General features: G+C 69.5%; 14 protein-coding genes. 4 read left to right on the forward strand and 10 right to left on the reverse strand.

What is annotated here, in order from left to right:
- Positions 1-243: 243 nt before the first annotated feature.
- From V5F48_RS08060 to V5F48_RS08100, 9 genes are all read right to left on the reverse strand, one after another.
- Complete coding sequence (locus V5F48_RS08060; RefSeq protein ID WP_394258282.1) at positions 244-717, reverse strand: MarR family winged helix-turn-helix transcriptional regulator; 474 nt, start codon at positions 715-717, stop codon at positions 244-246.
- A gap of 56 nt (positions 718-773) precedes the next feature.
- Positions 774-1,478 (reverse strand): ABC transporter ATP-binding protein, encoded by a 705-nt coding sequence (locus V5F48_RS08065; protein ID WP_394108393.1) that lies wholly within the window; start codon positions 1,476-1,478, stop codon positions 774-776.
- A gap of 8 nt (positions 1,479-1,486) precedes the next feature.
- A complete protein-coding gene (locus V5F48_RS08070; RefSeq protein WP_394258283.1) occupies positions 1,487-2,269 on the reverse strand; it encodes an ABC transporter ATP-binding protein in 783 nt (260 codons plus the stop codon).
- Positions 2,266-4,158, reverse strand: a complete 1,893-nt coding sequence (locus V5F48_RS08075; RefSeq protein ID WP_394258284.1) for an ABC transporter permease — start codon at positions 4,156-4,158, stop codon at positions 2,266-2,268. Before V5F48_RS08075 ends, V5F48_RS08070 begins: the two co-directional genes overlap by 4 nt.
- A gap of 475 nt (positions 4,159-4,633) precedes the next feature.
- The gene (locus tag V5F48_RS08080; RefSeq protein WP_394258285.1) at positions 4,634-5,842 is read right to left on the reverse strand and encodes an ABC transporter substrate-binding protein; all 1,209 of its coding nucleotides are present in this window, start codon (positions 5,840-5,842) and stop codon (positions 4,634-4,636) included.
- A gap of 53 nt (positions 5,843-5,895) precedes the next feature.
- Entirely contained in the window at positions 5,896-6,480 is a 585-nt protein-coding gene (locus V5F48_RS08085; protein WP_394258286.1) for an amino acid synthesis family protein, read from the reverse strand.
- Complete coding sequence (locus V5F48_RS08090) at positions 6,477-7,061, reverse strand: amino acid synthesis family protein (protein WP_394108210.1); 585 nt, start codon at positions 7,059-7,061, stop codon at positions 6,477-6,479. Before V5F48_RS08090 ends, V5F48_RS08085 begins: the two co-directional genes overlap by 4 nt.
- A complete protein-coding gene (locus V5F48_RS08095) occupies positions 7,054-8,010 on the reverse strand; it encodes a UPF0280 family protein (RefSeq protein ID WP_394258287.1) in 957 nt (318 codons plus the stop codon). Before V5F48_RS08095 ends, V5F48_RS08090 begins: the two co-directional genes overlap by 8 nt.
- 5 nt (positions 8,011-8,015) lie before the next feature.
- Positions 8,016-9,521 (reverse strand): 6-hydroxynicotinate reductase, encoded by a 1,506-nt coding sequence (locus V5F48_RS08100; protein WP_394258288.1) that lies wholly within the window; start codon positions 9,519-9,521, stop codon positions 8,016-8,018.
- A gap of 317 nt (positions 9,522-9,838) precedes the next feature.
- On the opposite strand from V5F48_RS08100, the gene V5F48_RS08105 reads away from it, so the two are divergent.
- The 4 genes from V5F48_RS08105 to V5F48_RS08120 all read left to right on the forward strand — a co-directional run bounded on the left by V5F48_RS08105 (position 9,839) and on the right by V5F48_RS08120 (position 16,578).
- Positions 9,839-10,312, forward strand: coding sequence for a (2Fe-2S)-binding protein (locus V5F48_RS08105; protein ID WP_394108207.1), 474 nt, complete (start codon positions 9,839-9,841; stop codon positions 10,310-10,312).
- On the forward strand, positions 10,309-13,857 hold the full coding sequence (locus tag V5F48_RS08110; protein WP_394258289.1) for a molybdopterin cofactor-binding domain-containing protein: 3,549 nt from the start codon (positions 10,309-10,311) through the stop codon (positions 13,855-13,857). Before V5F48_RS08105 ends, V5F48_RS08110 begins: the two co-directional genes overlap by 4 nt.
- A gap of 628 nt (positions 13,858-14,485) precedes the next feature.
- Positions 14,486-15,262 (forward strand): ferredoxin--NADP reductase, encoded by a 777-nt coding sequence (locus V5F48_RS08115; RefSeq protein WP_394258290.1) that lies wholly within the window; start codon positions 14,486-14,488, stop codon positions 15,260-15,262.
- Between the two features lie 116 nt (positions 15,263-15,378).
- Entirely contained in the window at positions 15,379-16,578 is a 1,200-nt protein-coding gene (locus V5F48_RS08120; RefSeq protein ID WP_394258291.1) for an amidohydrolase family protein, read from the forward strand.
- Between the two features lie 31 nt (positions 16,579-16,609).
- Here the strand turns inward: V5F48_RS08120 and V5F48_RS08125 are convergent, their stop codons facing one another.
- Complete coding sequence (locus V5F48_RS08125) at positions 16,610-17,551, reverse strand: DMT family transporter (protein WP_394258292.1); 942 nt, start codon at positions 17,549-17,551, stop codon at positions 16,610-16,612.
- Positions 17,552-17,709 lie beyond the last annotated feature (158 nt).

A 17,709-nucleotide genomic window follows, 5' to 3' on the forward strand; every position in this document is an offset into this window, starting at 1 on the left:
GCCCTGGCCAAATGGCACCGGCGGGCACGGGCGAAAACCACCCCAGCCCCCACCCTGCCCTCCCCCGCAAGCGGGACCTCTGCGAGAGCGGGTGGAAGCGTCGCCCCCTCTCCCCTTGCGGGAGAGGGCCGGGGTGAGGGGTGTGGTGCGACGTTCTGAGCGGACTGGCGGTCCCTCATGGTGGGGACCCCTCACCCCCAACCCCTCTCCCGCAAGGGGAGAGGGGAGGACGGCAGGCCGCCCCTACCGCAGCCGCGCCAGCAGCTTCAGCAGCGTTGCGCGCTCGGCCGGATCGAGGGGCGCCAGCGTCTCCTGCGTGATGGCGAAGGCGTTGGGCGTGGCGCGGGCGATTGCCTCGCGTCCGGCCTGCGTGGGCAGCACGACGAGGAGCCGCGCATCCTCGGGGTCCGGCCGGGTCTCCACGAAGCCGCGCCGCGCGAGGCGGTCCACCACGCCCTTGATGGTGGCCGCATCCATGGCCGTGTGCCGCCCCAGCAGGTTCTGCGAGCAGGGGCCGGTCTCCGCCAGCTTCGCCAGCGCGGCCCATTGGGTCATGGTGAGGTCGTCGCCGATGCGCGCCGCAAACAAGGTGGCATGGCGCTGCGCCACCTGCCGCAGCATGAAGCCCACCTGCTCGTCGAGAAGATAGGGCGCCGGCGCCTTGGCGCGCCGCGCCGGGCGGCGGGCGGGCGCGGCATCCGCCGGTTCGGCCTTCATCGGTTCGGCCTTTTCCAGTGCGGACTTAACCTGTGCGGACTTTCTCGGAGCCATGCCTACACCGCCAGATATGCGTCGCGAATCTCAGGGTTCGCCTCAAGCTCTGCCATGGTACCAGAGAACCTTATGCGCCCCTTCTCGATGATGTAGGCGCGATCCGAGATCAGCTTGGCGAAGTGCAGGTTCTGCTCCGAGATGACGATGGAGAGCCCCTGTTTCTTCATGGTGAGGATGGCGTCGGCCATCTGCTCCACGATCTTGGGCGCGAGGCCCTCGGAGGGCTCGTCCAGCAGCACCAGGGAGGGATTGCCCATGAGGGTGCGGCCGATGGTGAGCATCTGCTGCTCGCCGCCGCTCATCTGGCCGCCGGGGCGCTTGCGCATCTCGCCGAGGTTGGGGAACAGCACGTAGAGCTGTTCCGGGCTCCAGGTGGCGACGCCTTCGCGCGGCGCCTGCCGGCCCACCATGAAATTTTCTTCCACGGTGAGCTGGTTGAAGATGCGCCGGTCCTCCGGCACGTAGCCGAGGCCGCGCCGGACGATCTCATAGGTGGGCAGGGCGGAGACATCGGCCCCGTCGAACACCACCGTGCCGGCGCGCTGGGGGACGAGGCCCACGATGGAGCGGAAGGTGGTGCTCTTGCCGGCGCCGTTGCGGCCGAGCAGCGCCACCACTTCGCCCGCGCCCACCTCCAGCCCCACGTCGTAGAGGATGTGGGCCGGGCCATAATGGCTGTTGAGGTTCGAGACCTGAAGTTTCATCTGGAGTGTCATGCGGCGCTCCCCTCGCGATGCCGGGCGTCGTAGAGCAGGCCCTCGCCGAGATAGATGGCGCGCACCTGTGGGTTGCGGCGCACCTCCAGCGGGGTGCCGCGGGCGATGAGCTGACCACGGTCCAGCACCATGACCGCGTCGGCGTGCTCGAACACCACGTCCATGTCGTGCTCGGTGAAGAGCACACCGATGCCCTTCTCCCGCGCGATTTCGGCGGTGAGGCGCATCAGCTCCACCCGCTCCTTGGGGGCCATGCCGGCGGTGGGCTCGTCCATCAGCAGCAGGCGCGGCTGGTTGGCCAGCGCCACCGCCAGCTCCAGCCGCTTCAAGTCGCCATAGGCCAGCTCCCCGCACGGCCGCTCGGCCTGGGAGGTGAGGCCCACCAGCTCCAGCAGGCCCTCCGCCTCGGCCCGGCAGGCGGTGCCGGCGAAGCCGAACACCCGGGTGATCAGGCCATGGAAGGAGAGCAGCGCCACCTGCACGTTTTCCCGCACCGTCATGGAGGAGAAGGTGGCGGTGATCTGGAAGGTGCGCCCCACCCCGAGCCGCCACACCGCGCGCGGCGGCAGGCCCCTGATGTCGCGCCCGTCGATGCGGATGGTGCCGGCATCGGGCCTGATCTGGCCGTTCAACATGTTGAAGCAGGTGCTCTTGCCCGCCCCGTTGGGGCCGATGAGCGCCAAAAGCGTTCCCGCCTCAAGGCTGAAGGTGACGCCGCGCACCGCATGGACGCCGCCATAGGATTTTTCGAGGTCTTCGACCTGAAGCAGCAAGCTCATCGCGCGGCCTCCACTTTCGCAATGGCCGCCGCCTCGGCCGTGGGTTTCCTGCGTCCAAACCAGCGGTGGCGCATGTCTTCGATGAAGCCCACCACCCCCTTCGGGAAGGCGAGCACCACCACCACGATCACCGCCCCCAGCACCAGCTTGGAGAGGTCGGTCTGGCTCATGAGCCAGATGGCGAGCGCCTTGTAGAGCACCGCCCCCACCACCGCGCCAGATACCGTCTCGATGCCGCCGAGCAGCACCATGACGAGGCCGTCCACCGAGGTCGGGATACCCATGAAGTCCGGGAATACCGAGCCCTTCAGGAAGGCGTAGAGCGCTCCGGCCACGCCGGCGAAGGTGCCGGCCACCACGAAGGCGGCCCATTGCAGCCGCGCCCGATCAAGCCCGATGGCCTCGGCACGCAGGGTGCTGTCACGCACCGCCCTCAACCCGTAGCCGAAGGGCGAGAACACCAGCATGCGCAGCAGGCCGACCCCGATCACCGCCACCGCCAGCGCCAGCCAGAAGAAGCCCTGGGGCCGGGCCGCCCACGCCGACGGCCAAATGCCCAGAAGGCCGTTGTCGCCCCCGGTCACGTCCACCCACTGGAAGGCGATGGACCAGGCGATCTGCGCGAACGCCAGCGTCAGCATGGCGAAATAGACGCCCGACAGCCGCACGCAGAACCAGCCGAACAGCACCGCCCCCACCAGCCCCAGGGCCGGGCCGACGAGGAGCGCCGCCTCCATGGGCGCGCCGAGGAACTTCACCATGAAGGCCGCGCCATAGGCGCCGAGGCCGAAATAGGCGGCATGGCCGAAGGAGGCGAGGCCGCCCACGGTCATGATGAAATGCAGGCTGGCGGCGAACAGCACGAAGATGAGGATTTCCGCGCCCACGGTGAGGGCATAATTGCCGAGGAAGAAGGGCAGCGTCGCCACCGCGGCCACCGCCACGGCCACCGCCACCCGCTCGGCGGTGGAGAACGGCCGCCACGGGCGGATGGTGAGGCCGGCGGGCGGGCGCGGCGCGCTCTCGGCCTTGCCGAACAGGCCCCATGGCCGCACCACCAGCACCACCGCCATCACCAGGAACACCATGATGAGCGAGATCTGGGGCAGGATGAGAATGCCGAAGGCGTTCAGTTCCGCCACGATGACGGCGGCCACGAACGCCCCCAGCACCGAGCCCAGCCCGCCGATGACCACCACCACGAACACCTCGACGATGATGGAGAGGTCCATGGTGTGGGTGACCGTGGTGCGCGGGATCTGCAACGCGCCGCCCAGCGCGGCGAGGAAGACGCCCAGCGCGAACACGCCGGTGAACAGCCATTTCTGGTTCACGCCGAGGGCCGCCACCATCTCGCGGTCCTGCGTCGCCGCGCGCACCAGCACGCCCCATCGGGTCTGGTGGAACAGCAGCCACAGGGCGCCGAGCACCACCGGGCCGAGCACCATCAGGAACAGATCGTAGGTGGGCACCATGCGGCCGAACAGGCTCACCGCGCCGGCAAGGCCGGGGGCCCGCGGGCCGAGCAGGTCTTCCGGCCCGAAGATCACCACCACGAGGTCCTGCACCATCAGCGTCACGCCGAAGGTGGCGAGCAATTGGAACAGTTCCGGCGCATGATAGATGCGGCGCAGCAGCACCATTTCCATCAGCGCGCCCATGGCGGCCACGATGACCGAGGCGGCGAGGATCGCGCCCCAGAAGCCCATGGGGCCGGCAAAGCGCGTGGTGAGCACATAGGCCACGTAAGCGCCCAGCATGTAGAAGGCGCCATGCGCGAAGTTCACGATGCGCGTCACGCCGAAGATGATCGACAGGCCCGACGCCACCAGAAACAGCGACGCGGCGCTGGCGAGCCCGCTCAGGGCCTGGACCAACAGGAATTCCACTTGTCTTGCCTCTCGTTCACCGGCCTGGAAGGGGTATTGTTCTTGGACCTACCGCCGTCGAGGGCGGCGTGTCTTGCGGCAAGGGCGCGGGCGCCCTGGCCTTTGGTTTTCAGTCCCGCCCTGCCCCCGCTCCCGCGTGCGGGGGAGGGTTGGGTGGGGGAATGCGACGCTACCCGCCGGCACACTGCTTGATGGAGAGGGCCTGCCCCCTCCCCGGCCCTCCCCCGCAAGCGGGAGAGGGAGAGGTCCGGCGTTTTCCAGCCCGCCGGCCCCATCGCCTCGCGCCCAGGCGCGCCGCCTTCAGCCCTCGAGCGCGCTATCGGTGCTATCCCGCCCTGCCCCCTCTCCCGCGTGCGGGGGAGGGTTGGGGTGGGGGAATGCGGCGCTACCCGCCGGCACACTGCTTGATGGAGAGGCCCTGCCCCCTCCCCGGCCCTCCCCCGCAAGCGGGAGAGGGGGAGGGCCCCGCCCGCCCTCAGTTCGCCGGGCGCAGCTTGGCGGCTTCGGCTTCGGGGGGCAGGTAGTCGGCGCCGGGCTTGAAGGTGAAGTTCACCATCACGCCCTTGCCGTCCTGCTGGCTGGTGGTGCCAATATAGGCGCCCATGGTCGACTGGTGGTCACCCGCGCGATAGACAATGTCGCCGAAGGGGGTGGAAACCTTCAGGTTCTTCATGGCCTTGACGATGCCGCCGGTGGTGTGGTCGTCGGTGGCCTTGAGCACCGCGGCGATGGACTTCACCGTCGAGTAGCCGACGATGGAGCCGAGGCGCGGATAGTCCTTGTGGAGCTGCTGGTAAGCATCCAGGAACGCCTGATGCTCGGCGGTCTTGATGGCGTACCAGGGATAGCCGGTGACGATCCAGCCTTCCGGCGTCTCGGTCTTCAGCGGGTCGAGATATTCCGGCTCGCCGGTGAGATAGCTCACCACCGCGCGGTCCTTGAAGATGCCGCGGGTATTGCCCTCGCGCACCAGCTTCACCAGGTCGCCGGCGAAGGTGGCGTTGAGGATGGCGTCGGGCTTGGCGGCGTCGATGGCCTGCAGCACCGGGCCGGCGTCGATCTTGCCCAGCGGCGGCCACTGCTCGGCCACGAACTCCACGTCCGGGCGCTTCTTCTTCAAAAGCTCCTTGAACACCGCCACGAACGACTGGCCGAATTCATAATTGGGGGCGATGGTGGCCCATGTCTTGGCGGGAAGCTTTGCCGCTTCCTCCGCCAGCATGGCGGCCTGCATATAGTTGGAGGTGCGCAGGCGGAAGGTGTAGTCGTTGCCCTTCGACCAGACGATGGCGTCGGTCAGCGGCTCGGCGGCGATATAGACCACCTGCTTCTGCTTGGCGAAGTCCGCGAGCGCGAGGCCCACGTTGGAGAGGAAGCCGCCGGAAATCATCACCACGCCGTCGCGCGACACCAGCTCGTTGGCGGCGGTGAGGGCGTCGGCGGGCTTGCCGCCGTCATCCTTGGAGATGATGACCAGCTTCTTGCCCTTGATGCCGCCGGCGTCGTTGATCTCCTTCAGCGCCAGTTCCATGCCCTTGCGATAGGGCTCGGTGAAGGCGGGCAGCGCCGAATAGGAATTGATCTCGCCCACCTTGATCTCCCCTTCCAGCGCACGGGCGGCGCCGGAAGCAAGGAGAACGGCGGCGAAGGTCGCCCCCAAAGTCATACCGATGAGTTTCTTCATGTGCTGTTCCCCTCTTGATCCGAAGTCCTGCACCACAGACGGCGCGGCTCACCTCAGCGCAAGCCGTCCTCACCCTTGATCTCGTCCGCCTTCAGCCCGCCCACGCGCGGCAGCGGCCGGCCGGAATCGGTGACTGCCACCGCCACCACGATCTCGCCCGCGCGTGGCGCATCGGAAATGCTCACCTGCATGCCGTCGAAATGGCTGCGCACGAAGGCAGCGTCCTTGTGTCCCAAAGGAATGTCCAGCTCGGCGCCCAGGCCGCCCCGCCGCTTGGATGAGGGAATGAGCGCCGCGCCGGTGCCCAGCACCGCGCGCACCGGCGCGCCCATCTTGGGGTGGAGCAGCGCGGCGGCGTGCTCCAGCTCGCCGTTCTCGCCCACGAGCGCGGCCTTGCCATAGCTCTGGGCCGCCGGCCCCTCGATGCCCAGCGCCGCCACGGCGCGTGCCGCCAGCAGGCCGCCCAGTTCCTCGCCCATGGCGATGAGGTCGGAAAGGTCTTCCACATAGCGCCCGGCGAACGGGTTCTCGATCACCGCCACCGCCGCCGCCCGCCGGGTGGGCGGGGAAACGGGACGGCCCATCTCGGTCGCCGTCTCCTCCACGATGGTGACGATCTTGCGGATTTTCGCGCTCATCGCAGGCCGTCCCCCTTCGAGATGTCCGCCGCCGCGAGGCCGCCCACGCGGGCATGGACGCGCGGCCCGCAGGTCATCACCAGCACCAGGGCGATCTCGTCGGCCCTGGGGGCGTCGGACACGCCGACTTCCATGGCGTCGAAATGGCTCCTCACATAGGAAGCATTGCTATGTGTCACCGGCACGTCGAGGCGGGTGCCCGGCCCGCCCACCTTCTTGGTGGAGGGCACGATGGCCAGAGCGTCGCCCAGCGCCTCGCGCATGGCGTAGCCGCCGGGCACATGCCACAGGGCGCCGTGCTCGATCTCGCCGGCGGCGCCCACGATGGCGCCCTTGCCATAGCCGTCCACGGCCGCCGGATCACCGCCAAGGGCCACCACCAGCTCCTTCGCCATGGCGACGCCCAGCGGCTTCAGATCCTCCATGAAGGGCGCGATGTCCTCCACGTAGCGGCCGGCATAGGGGTTCTCGATGACCGTGACGATGGCGGCGCGACGGCGCGGCGTGGCGGCGACGGGGCCGCCTTCGTGGAAGATCTCCTCCACGATCCGGACCTGCTTGCGGATCTTCACCTCAGGCATGAGCTGCTTCGCTTTCTTGTTGGCGGGCGAGGGACAAAAAAGGGCGGCCGGCAAACGTTCCGTCGGCCGGATCGGTGGAGACGCTCACGCCCTGCAGATGCAGGGCGGCGGACGAGATGAGGCCCCGCGCCACCAAAGCGCAGGCGCAGGCAAGGCCCTCGGCCAGCGCCTCGTCGATCTCGGCGGGGGAAAGCTGCGGCACGGCGCGCGTCACCTTCAGCGGGCCGAGGTCGCTGTCGCTCTGCACGTCGCGGGCGGCGATGCGGGCGATGCCGGGATGGCCGGGCAGGTTCACCGCATTGGCGATGACGGTCGCCGCCGCATCCGCCGCCGCGGCGGTGGAGGCGAGCACGGTGACGGCATCCGCGATGCCGAGGGAAAAGCTGCGCCCGCGCCAGCCCGAGGTGGCGATGCCGCGCACCGCGCTGTCGGCGCCCACCCGCGCCGTGCCGATGAGGCGGGGCCGGTCCGGGCGATCCACGAGGCCGGCCACATAGTCGGCCCCCGGCGCCAGAAAAAGAGCGATGTCGCCGCCATTGTTCACATGGGCGCGGGTGATGCCGGGCAAAACCAGCGCCTCCAGCACCTCCTCGGCCACCGCGCCGGCCACCGCCGCCATGGGGGTGATGAAGCCGGCCCGCGCGTGGGGCTTCACCGCCTCCCACATGCGCCGGGCCACGCGCCCCTCCAGCGGGCAGGCCCCCGGATGGGCGGGACGACGCAGCAAAGGTAGCTCCGCGCACAGCGCATCCAGCAGTCCGGTGAAGCGCACCACCGCCGCCCGATAGGCCGCCGCCACCTGCCGCGCATCGCCGCTGGCCTCGATGACGAGGTCGATGGGACCATCGTTCAGATGCAGCCGGCGCCCGTCCTGAAGCAATGCCACCTGCGGCGCGCGCGGCGGCGCGGGCGGGGCAACGGTCGGGGCAGAGAGGGCAGCGGTGCGCATGGCGGTCACCCCTGCCCGCGCGCCGCGAAGGGCCAGGGATTATCGCCGATGGGCGCCACTTCCCGCACGCTGTCGCGATCGAGGATGGAGCTGACCGGCCGCACATGGTCCATGTGCCCGCCCAGCGCCGCATAGGCCTCCAGCGTCAGCGTGAACTCGATGGGCGCCACGAGGGCGGGGGTGGGCACATAGCCGAAGGCGTTTTCCGGCACCCGCGTCACATCCACCATGAAGGTGATGCCGCCGCCCGGCCAGACATAGACCGGCGCCCCGCCGCAGGTGACGCGGGTGATGGCCTCCTTCACCGAGCGGGTGAGCCGCACCGGATTTTCCGTGACGCCCGCGCGCAGGGAGCCGCCCGCCCCCGCCATGAACAGCACGGAAGACAGCGCCGGCTCGCAATTCTCGCGGATGCGCTCCACGGAGGGGGCCAGATCCGCCGGGACCTCAGCCTCGCGCGGCATCAGGTTTTCGTCGAGCACGTAATAGCCGAAATGCTCGCCGGTGGTGGACACCAGCAGCAGCCGCAGGCCGGGCCACGCCGTCTTGGCATCGAACGCGCCGAGGATGGAGAGGGGATCGGAAATATTGGTGCCGCCCCAGCCGAGGCCCGGCTCGGCCACCTGGAAATAGCGGCCGGGGGTGGAGCGGCGGCCCTTCATGCGGATGCCGGTCTCGCGCACGCCCAGAAGCTTGCCGGCCTGATGCTCGGAGAGGACGCCGGTGATGTGGTCGTCCACCACCACCACCTCGTCCACCTTGCCGAACCATTGCCGCGCGAACATGCCGATGGTGGCGGAGCCGCAGCCCACCCGCATGCGCTCTTCCTGCCCGCCATTGACGATGGGCGCGTGGCCCGCCTGCACGATGAGGGTGGCGCCGTCATCCACGGTGAGTTCCACCGGCTTGGCATTGCACAGGTCCAGCAGCGCCTCGCAGGTGACGCGGCCTTCCTTCTTGGCCCCGCCGGTGAGGTGGTGCACCCCGCCCAGCGACAGCATCTGCGAGCCGTATTCAGAGGTGGTGACATGGCCCACCGGCTCGCCGGCCACGCGCACGGTGGCCTGCTCCGGGCCGAGGAAGCGGTCGGTGTCGATCTTCACCTTCACGCCGGCATAGGAAAAAATGCCCTCGGTGACCACGGTCACCATGTCCACGCCGTCCACCTGCGCGGAGACGATGAAGGGCGCGGGCTTGTAGTCGGGATAGGTGGTGCCGGAGCCCACCGCGGTCACGAAGGTGCCGCCATCGGCGACGAGGCGGCCGTCCCAGTCGCCGCCGCGATCGAAGGGCACCACCTTGCCGCCCTGCTCCAGCGTGCGGTCGAGGACGACATGGGGATCGACGCGGATCAGCTCGCCGGCGCGGTTGGCGTAGCGATCACACGCGCCGGTGTTGCCGGGCTTGATGTAGCACATGACCGGGCAGGCATCGCAGCGGATCTTGTCGTCGCCAGCCGATGCGGCGACGGGGGTCTGGCCTGAGGCGTCGCCTTGGATGTTCTGCGCCATGAAGGGCGGGCTCCGGCCCCTGCGGACAACCGGAGGGGCGATTTCGTTTTCATATGTACACTAATGAAAAAGGCGCGGCCCGAAGTGTCAAGCACAACGATGAGGCATGCCGCCTGAAGAGGCAGCAGACCTGTCCTATCCTCTTGCGGCCACAGGCATCGCCCCCGGCACGGCGGCGGTTTCGGCGGTGCCCGGCGCCGCGCATTTGTGCGTCATACGCGCTTGACGCAGGATCATTCGTATAGAAACAATCCAGACACGCGTGGCGCCTGCCGCGTCGCCTACACTGGCACGTCCGAGGACGGACCGAAGCGAAGATGTCCGAGCCGGTTCAACTTCAGGTGAATGGAACAGCGCACGACTTCGCGCTGCCCCGCTCCACGCCCCTCATCCATGTGCTGCGCAACGACCTGGGCCTCAACGGCCCCAAGTTCGGCTGCGGGCTGGGGGAGTGCGGGGCCTGCACCGTGCTCATGGACGGCGTCGCCGCCCGCTCCTGCGTCACCACCCTGGGCACGGCGGAGGGGCGCGCCATCACCACGCTGGAAGGCCTCGGCACCCTTGAAGCGCTCCACCCGGTGCAGGCCGCCTTCATCGCCGAGCAGGCGGCCCAGTGCGGCTACTGCCTCAACGGCATGATCATGACCACCGTCGCCTTCCTCGCCCGCACTCCCGCGCCCACGGAAGACGAGGTTCGCGCCGCCCTGCGCTACAATCTGTGCCGCTGCGGGACCCATGTGGAGATCCTGCGCGCGGTGATGCGCGCCGCCCATGGGGAGGCATCCGAATGAGCGAGCCGCACCCGGACAAGGACCAGATCCTCGCCGCCTCCGGCACTCTCTGCGTGCTGCGGCCGGCCCAGTCGGTGGCCGGCCTCCAGCGCAGCGCCATGCCGCGCGACGGCGCCCTCGACCTATTCCTGCTGGTGGACGACACCGGCGCCGTCACCGCCTTCAACGGCCATGTGGATCTTGGCACCGGCATCCGCACCGCGCTCGCCCAGATCGTGGCCGAGGAGCTGGACGTGGCGCTGGAGCGCGTCACCATGGTGCTCGGCCATACCGGCCTTGCGCCCAACCAGGGCGCCACCATCGCCTCCGATTCCATCCAGGTCTCGGCCCAGCCCCTGCGCCGCGCCGCCGCGCAAGCCCGCCATCATCTGGTGGCGCTGGCGGCCCAAGCGCTCGGCCTGCCCGCCGATGCGCTGGAGGTGGAGGACGGCATCATCCGCCCACGCGACGGCGGCAATGCCGGCCTCACCTATGCCGACCTGCTGAAGGGCCGCGCCGAGCGGCTGATCCTCGCCGACGACGTGGCGGTGAAGCCGGCCAGCGCCCACCGCATCGTCGGCCGGCGGGTGCCGCGGGTGGATATCCCGGCCAAGGCCACGGGCACCTTCACCTATGTGCACGACGTGCGCGTGCCCGGCATGCTGCATGGCCGGGTGGTGCGCCCGCCCTATGCCGGCATCGATGCCGGCGACTTCGTCGGCAAGAGCCTCATCAAGGTGGACGAGGCCTCGGTGGCCCACATTCCCGGCGTGGTGGCGGTGGTCACCATGGGCGATTTCGTGGGCGTCGTCGCCGAGCGGGAGGAGCAGGCCGCCGAGGCCGCCCGCCGCCTGAAGGTGGAATGGAAGCCCACCCCCACCCTCCCCGACCTCGACCATGTGGAAAACGCCCTGCGCGCGATCCCGGCGGAGAACCGGCGCACGCTGCTGGAGCGCGGCGACCCCGACGCCGCCCGTGCGGACGCCGCGCAGATCCTCGACCGCACCTATGTGTGGCCCTACCAGATGCACGCCTCCATCGGCCCGTCCTGCGCGGTGGCGGACGTGCGCGAGGACGGCGCCACCATCTGGGCCGGCACGCAGAACCCCTATCCCCTGCGCATGGATATCGCCCTGCTGCTGGGCCTGCCCGAAGAGGCGGTGGAGATCCTGCGCTTCGAGGCCGCCGGCTGCTACGGCCGCAATTGCGCCGACGACGTGGCCGCCGACGCGGCCCTGCTGTCGCGCGCCGTGGGCCGTCCGGTTCGGGTGCAGCTGACCCGGGAGCAGGAGCATGCGTGGGAGCCCAAGGGTGCCGCCCAGCTCATGCAGGTGAAGGGTGGCATCAATGCCGACGGCACCCCCGCGGCCTATGACTTCAACACCCGCTATCCCTCCAACGCAGCGGTGACGCTGGCGCTGCTGCTGACGGGACGGGTGCCGGCGGACAATCCCGTGTTCGAGATGGGCGACCGCACCGCCATCCCGCCCTATGCCTACGACCACATGCGCGTCACGGTGGATGATGTGGCGCCCCTCGTGCGGGCGGCATGGTTGCGGGGCGTCTCCGCCCTGCCCAACAGCTTCGCCCACGAGAGCTATATGGACGAGCTGGCGGCGGCGGCGGGCGTGGACCCGGTGGATTATCGCCTGCGCCACCTCCACGACGCCCGCGCCGCCGAGCTGGTGAAGGCCACCGCCGCCCGCGCCGGCTGGGAGAAGCGCACCGCCCCGCGCATGGAGGTGGTGGAGGGCGACGTGGTGCGCGGCCAGGGCTTCGCCTATGCCCTTTATGTGCACTCCAAATTCCCCGGCTATGGCGCCGCCTGGTCCGCCTGGGTGGCCGAGGTGGAGGTGAACAAGCGCACCGGCGACGTGGCGGTGAAGCGCGTGGTGGTGGGCCAGGATTCCGGGCTCATGATTAACCCGGCGGGCATCGAGCACCAGATCCACGGCAATGTCATCCAGTCCACCTCCCGGGCGCTGAAGGAGCAGGTGACGTTCGACGACAAAGCCGTCACCAGCCGGGAATGGGGCGCCTACCCCATCCTCACCTTCCCGGAAGTGCCTGTCATCAACGTGGTGCTGATGCCGCGGCCGGATGATCCGCCCCTGGGCTCGGGGGAATCCGCCTCGGTGCCGAGCGCGGCGGCCATCGCCAACGCCATTTTCGATGCCACCGGCGTGCGCCTGCGCGAACCGCCCTTCACGCCGGACCGGGTGCGCGCCGCTTTGTCGGGAGAGGCGCCGCCGACGCCGGTGAAGGAAAAGCGCCGCCGCCCGTGGTTCGCCATGGCCGGGGCGGCTCTCGCCGGTGCGCTGGGCATGGCGACGCTGGCTTTGCCCATCCGTGGCGCCATTGCGCCCATCGCCGCGCCGGACCCGGCCTCCTTCTCCGCCGAGATGATCGCGCGCGGAAAAATCCTCGCGGCGCTGGGCGATTGCGCCGTCTGCCACACGGCGGACGGCGGCATCGCCAATGCCGGCGGGCGAGCACTGCACACGCCCTTCGGCACGATCTATTCCACCAATCTCACCCCGGACGTGGAAACCGGCATCGGCGCCTGGTCCTATGCTGCCTTCGAGCGGGCCATGCGCGAGGGCATCGGCCGCGACGGGCGCCACCTCTACCCCGCCTTTCCCTACACCGCCTTCACCCGCGTCAACGATGCCGACATGCAGGCGCTCTACGCCTTCCTCATGTCGCAAGCCCCGGTGAAGGCGCGCCCGCCCGAAAACCGCATGACCTTCCCCTTCAACATCCGCCCGCTGATGGCCGGCTGGAACCTGTTGTTCCTCACCCCCGGCCAACTTCAGGCGGAGGCGGGGCAATCGCCCCAGTGGAACCGGGGGCGCTATCTGGTGGAGGGGCTGGGCCATTGCGGCGCCTGCCACACGCCGCGCAACCTTCTGGGCGCGGAAAAGGGCGGCGCGGCGTACCTCGCCGGCGGGGTCGCGGACGGCTGGGAGGCCCCGGCCCTCACCGCGCTCTCGAAGGCGCCCATTCCGTGGAGCGAGGACGAGCTTTACACCTATCTGCGCACCGGCTTCTCGCGTTTCCATGGCACGGCGGCCGGCCCCATGGCGCCGGTGGTGCAGGAACTCGCCCACCTGCCGGACGCCGACATCCGCGCCATGGCGATTTATCTCGCCAGCTTCGCCGGCCCCGCCAGCGCCGATGCCGCCGTGGCCGCCGCGACGCTGGAGGCGAAGGCGGAAGGCTCCCTGCGGCCCATGGACAGCGTGGGCGGCCGCCTGTTCGAGGGCGCGTGCGCTGCCTGCCATGCGCCGGAGGGGCCGACCCTGTTCGGCGCGCGGCCGGCGCTGGCGCTCAACACCAATGTGCATGCGGCGCTGCCGGACAACCTCATCCGGGTGATCCTGGAGGGCATCCCCGCTCCCGCCGCGCCCGCGCTGGGCGACATGCCCGCCTTCCGCGACAGCCTCAATGACGCGCAGGTGGCTGACCTCGTGCGCTACATGCGCGCGAAATTCGCCCCCGATGCACCGGCGTGGGACGGGCTGGCGCAGACCGTGGCACGCCTGCGGGCGACGCCGACGCGGTGAGGGTGATGCGGCGCCTGCGGCGATGTTGCTGCGCTGGAGCGGTTAATGTGGAGCTTAAGGCCATTGCACCCCGTCGCCGTCCGACTTGACCGGACGGCCCATGCCCCCGCCGGGACAAGGCGGCGCGGGCCGGGACGAGCGGAGAGATGGGCCCTCCGGTCAAGCCGGAGGGCGACGACGGTGAGAAGCGGCCCGCCCCCTCTCCCGCGCACGCGGGAGGGCTGGGGAGGGGGCAGAGCCTTAAAGCGACAGAGCACCGTCGCCGTCCGGCTTGACCGGACGGCCCATGACTCCGCCGGGACAAAGCGGCGGGGGCCGGGACGGGCGGAGAGATGGGCCGTCCGGTCAAGCCAGAGGGCGACGGCGGTGAGAAGCGGCAGGCCCCCTCTCCCGCGTGCGGGGGAGGGCTGGGGAGGGGGCAGGCCGGTCGTGGCGCAGCGAACCCCCGTGGCCCTGCCCAAAATTCCCGCACCCGCGCCCAAAAGCTCCGCAATCCCAAGCCGCTCCAGCCGTTGACAGCCCCCGCCCCATCGCCCTATTTTCATTTGTACACAAACAATCTGGCAGTGTACCCGCGCCGCAGCAGCTGAACCCGAGACCTGCCAAAGACCCCGCCAGAGACTTGAACATGAGCAGCAATTTCTTCGAGGAACAGATACTCAGCGTCCATCACTGGACCGACCGCCTGTTCAGCTTCACCACCACGCGCGATCCCGGCTTCCGGTTCCGCACCGGCGAATTCACCATGATCGGCCTGAAGGTGGAGGGACGCCCGCTCCTGCGCGCCTATTCGGTGGTGAGCCCGAGCTGGGCCGACACGCTGGAATTCTTCTCCATCAAGGTGCCGAACGGGCCTTTGACCTCGCGCCTCCAGCACATCAATGAGGGCGACAAGATCATCGTCGGCCGCAAGGCCACCGGCACGCTGGTGCTCGACAATCTCCTGCCCGGCCGTGCCCTCTATCTGCTGGGCACCGGCACCGGCCTTGCGCCCTTCCTCTCCGTGATCCGCGATCCGGAGACCTATGAGCGATTCGAGAAGGTGGTGCTGGTGCACGGCTGCCGGCATGTGAGCGACCTCGCCTACGAGGACCTCATCACCAACGAGCTGCCCGCCCATGAATTCCTCGGCGAAGAGATCGCCGAAAAGCTCGCCTACTACCCGACCGTCACCCGCGAGCCCTTCCGCCACACCGGCCGCATCACCGCGCTGCTGGAGAGCGGCAAGCTCTGCGCCGACGTGGGCCTGCCGCCGCTGGACGCCACCACCGATCGCGTCATGATCTGCGGCTCGCCGGCCATGATGGGCGACCTGCGCACGCTGCTGGCGTCGCGCGGCTTCGCGGAGGGCAACAGCGGCGAGGCCGGCCATTTCGTCATCGAGAAGGCGTTCGCCGAGCGGTGAGATTTTTGCCCGCCCCCGGTTTTCAGGCGCCGGGCGGCGGCTTACCATTCATATGCCTACAAACAAAAGACCGGGTGCGCCCGCGCGTTTCCGGCCGCCCCTTCCGGAGACTTTCCATGGCCCATGATGCCCCCGCAGCCGCAGGCGGCCCCACCAAGCTGGTGATCTTCAACATCGGCCTCCTCCTCAGCGGCGATCTTGCACGGCCCATCCTCGATGCCGACACGGTGGTGGCGGAAGGCGGGCGCATCACCGCCATCGGCCGCGAGAAGGACGTGGACACCGAAGGCGCCACCACCCTCATCGATGCCAACGGCACCACACTGACCCCCGGCCTCATCGACAGCCACGTCCACCCCGTCGCCGGGGACTGGACCCCGCGCCAGAGCCAGATGAACTGGATCGACAGTTCGCTCCACGGCGGCGTCACCACCATGATCTCGGCGGGCGAGGTGCATTATCCCGGCCGGGCCAAGGACGTGATCGGCCTGAAGGCCCTCGCCATCACCGCCCAGCGCTCGTTCGACGCCTTCCGCCCCTCGGGGGTGAAGGTGCATGCGGGCGCGCCCGTCATCGAGAACGAGATGGTGGAGGACGATTTCAGGGAGCTGGCCGCCGCCGGCGTGAAGCTCTTGGGCGAGGTGGGCCTCGGCGGCGTGAAGGACGGCCCCACGGCGCGCAAGATGGTGGGATGGGCACGCAAGTACGGCATCCAGTCCACCATCCACACCGGCGGGCCGTCCATTCCCGGCTCCGGCCTCATCGACAAGGATGTGGTGCTGGAGGCGGACACCGACGTGGTGGGCCACATCAACGGCGGACATACCGCGCTGCCCGACGGCCAGATCCGCTGCATCTGCGAGGGCTGCAAGCGCGGGCTGGAGCTGGTGCACAACGGCAACGAGCGCTCCGCCCTCTACACCCTGCGCATCGCCCGCGAGATGGGCGACCTCAACCGCGTCATCCTCGGCACCGACGGGCCGGCGGGCTCGGGGGTGCAGCCGCTGGGGATTTTGCGCATGGTGTCCATGCTGTCCTCCCTCGGCGAGCTGCCGGCGGAGGAAGCCTTCTGCCTCGCCACCGGCAACACCGCGCGCATGCGGGCGCTGGATTGCGGGATCATCGAGGTGGGCCGGGCGGCGGATTTCGTGCTGATGGACAAGGCCCAGCATTCGCCCGGCGTGACCCTCTTGGACAGCGTGCGCCTCGGCGACCTGCCCGGCGTGTGCATGACCGTCATCGACGGCGTGGTGCGCTCCCAGCGCTCGCGCAACACCCCGCCGGCCGGCCGCATGCCGGTGATCGTGAAGGGGTAACCTCCCGGTCCCTGACCGGGAGGGGGTCCGCTCAAGCGCCGCGCGGGCCTGAGCCGGCCGCCGGCTTCGGCTGGCGCAGCACCAGGAGGTTGCCCGCCAGCACCAGGGCGATGCCGCCCGCCGCCGTCAGCGTCCAGTGGTAGTCCTCGAACAGGGTGGAGAGGAACAGCGCCACGATGGGGAACATGACCGTGCCGTAGCCGGCGCGGTTCGCCCCGATGCGGCGGATCAGCTGGATGTAGACGGCAAAGCCCGCCAGCGTCTGCACCACGATCAGAAAGCCCAGCGAGCCCAGATAGCGCACGCTCCAGTCCACCATGAACGGCGCCCCCCGCACCAGGCTGATGATGAACAGGATAAGGCAGCCGTAGGCAAAGCCCCAGAAGCTGGTGGACGCCATGGGAATGCCCCGCCGCCCGGCCACCCCCGACAGCAGGCTGCCGAACGAAAAGCTCACCGTCCCGGCGACGCCCAGCGCCAGCCCCACCCCCGCGCCATGGATGCCCCGCCCGTCCGCAAGGCTCGGCCCGAACACCAGCGCGGTGCCGGCGACGCCCGCCAAGGCGCCCAGCAGGATCTGCCGCCGCATGGGCACGCGCAGGAACAGCGCCGAGAACAGGGGAATGAGGATGGCCGAGAGGGAGAAGATCACCGACATCAGCCCGGACGGCAGGTGATAGCCGGCATAGTAGAAGAACAGGAAGTTCAGCGAGAACAAGGTCGCCCCGAGGCCCGCGAACAGCAGATGGTCGCGCGCCTTGAAGGCAAGCGGGGCGCGGGTGACGATTACGAACACCAGCATGGCGAGGGTGGCGACGAGGAAGCGCCAGGTGCCCGACACTTCCGGCGCCACCACGCCCAGCTGGAGCTTCAACGGCAGCCAGCCCGAGCCGAAGATCAGTACGCACACGCCGTAAAGAACGAAGTCGCGCGGGCCGAGGGGCCCATCGGTTCGGGACATATCGGGGGGCATGGGGGGCAGATCCGGGCAGGAGCCCCAAGGTAGAGCACGCACCCGCCCCGCCCGCAACGCAGCCGGCGGCCGAGGTCGGGCCGAGGCCTTGATGCAGGCGCATGGCGCGGCCGGCGACGCCCGTTTCGGGTGGACCTGATCGCAGGTTTGAAAGACGC

Source organism: Xanthobacter autotrophicus ATCC 700552 (assembly GCF_043194565.1).
GTDB lineage: Bacteria > Pseudomonadota > Alphaproteobacteria > Rhizobiales > Xanthobacteraceae > Xanthobacter > Xanthobacter autotrophicus_F.

Excerpts from the sequence above, each read along its gene's own strand:
- V5F48_RS08060 (WP_394258282.1), bottom strand. The coding sequence starts at position 717 with ATGAAGGCCGAACCGGCGGATGCCGCGCCCGCCCGCCGCCCGGCGCGG.
- V5F48_RS08065 (WP_394108393.1), bottom strand. The coding sequence starts at position 1,478 with ATGAAACTTCAGGTCTCGAACCTCAACAGCCATTATGGCCCGGCCCAC.
- V5F48_RS08070 (WP_394258283.1), bottom strand. The coding sequence starts at position 2,269 with ATGAGCTTGCTGCTTCAGGTCGAAGACCTCGAAAAATCCTATGGCGGC.
- V5F48_RS08080 (WP_394258285.1), bottom strand. The coding sequence starts at position 5,842 with ATGAAGAAACTCATCGGTATGACTTTGGGGGCGACCTTCGCCGCCGTT.
- V5F48_RS08085 (WP_394258286.1), bottom strand. The coding sequence starts at position 6,480 with ATGAGCGCGAAAATCCGCAAGATCGTCACCATCGTGGAGGAGACGGCG.
- V5F48_RS08090 (WP_394108210.1), bottom strand. The coding sequence starts at position 7,061 with ATGCCTGAGGTGAAGATCCGCAAGCAGGTCCGGATCGTGGAGGAGATC.
- V5F48_RS08095 (WP_394258287.1), bottom strand. The coding sequence starts at position 8,010 with ATGCGCACCGCTGCCCTCTCTGCCCCGACCGTTGCCCCGCCCGCGCCG.
- V5F48_RS08100 (WP_394258288.1), bottom strand. The coding sequence starts at position 9,521 with ATGGCGCAGAACATCCAAGGCGACGCCTCAGGCCAGACCCCCGTCGCC.
- V5F48_RS08105 (WP_394108207.1), top strand. The coding sequence starts at position 9,839 with ATGTCCGAGCCGGTTCAACTTCAGGTGAATGGAACAGCGCACGACTTC.
- V5F48_RS08110 (WP_394258289.1), top strand. The coding sequence starts at position 10,309 with ATGAGCGAGCCGCACCCGGACAAGGACCAGATCCTCGCCGCCTCCGGC.
- V5F48_RS08115 (WP_394258290.1), top strand. The coding sequence starts at position 14,486 with ATGAGCAGCAATTTCTTCGAGGAACAGATACTCAGCGTCCATCACTGG.
- V5F48_RS08120 (WP_394258291.1), top strand. The coding sequence starts at position 15,379 with ATGGCCCATGATGCCCCCGCAGCCGCAGGCGGCCCCACCAAGCTGGTG.
- V5F48_RS08125 (WP_394258292.1), bottom strand. The coding sequence starts at position 17,551 with ATGCCCCCCGATATGTCCCGAACCGATGGGCCCCTCGGCCCGCGCGAC.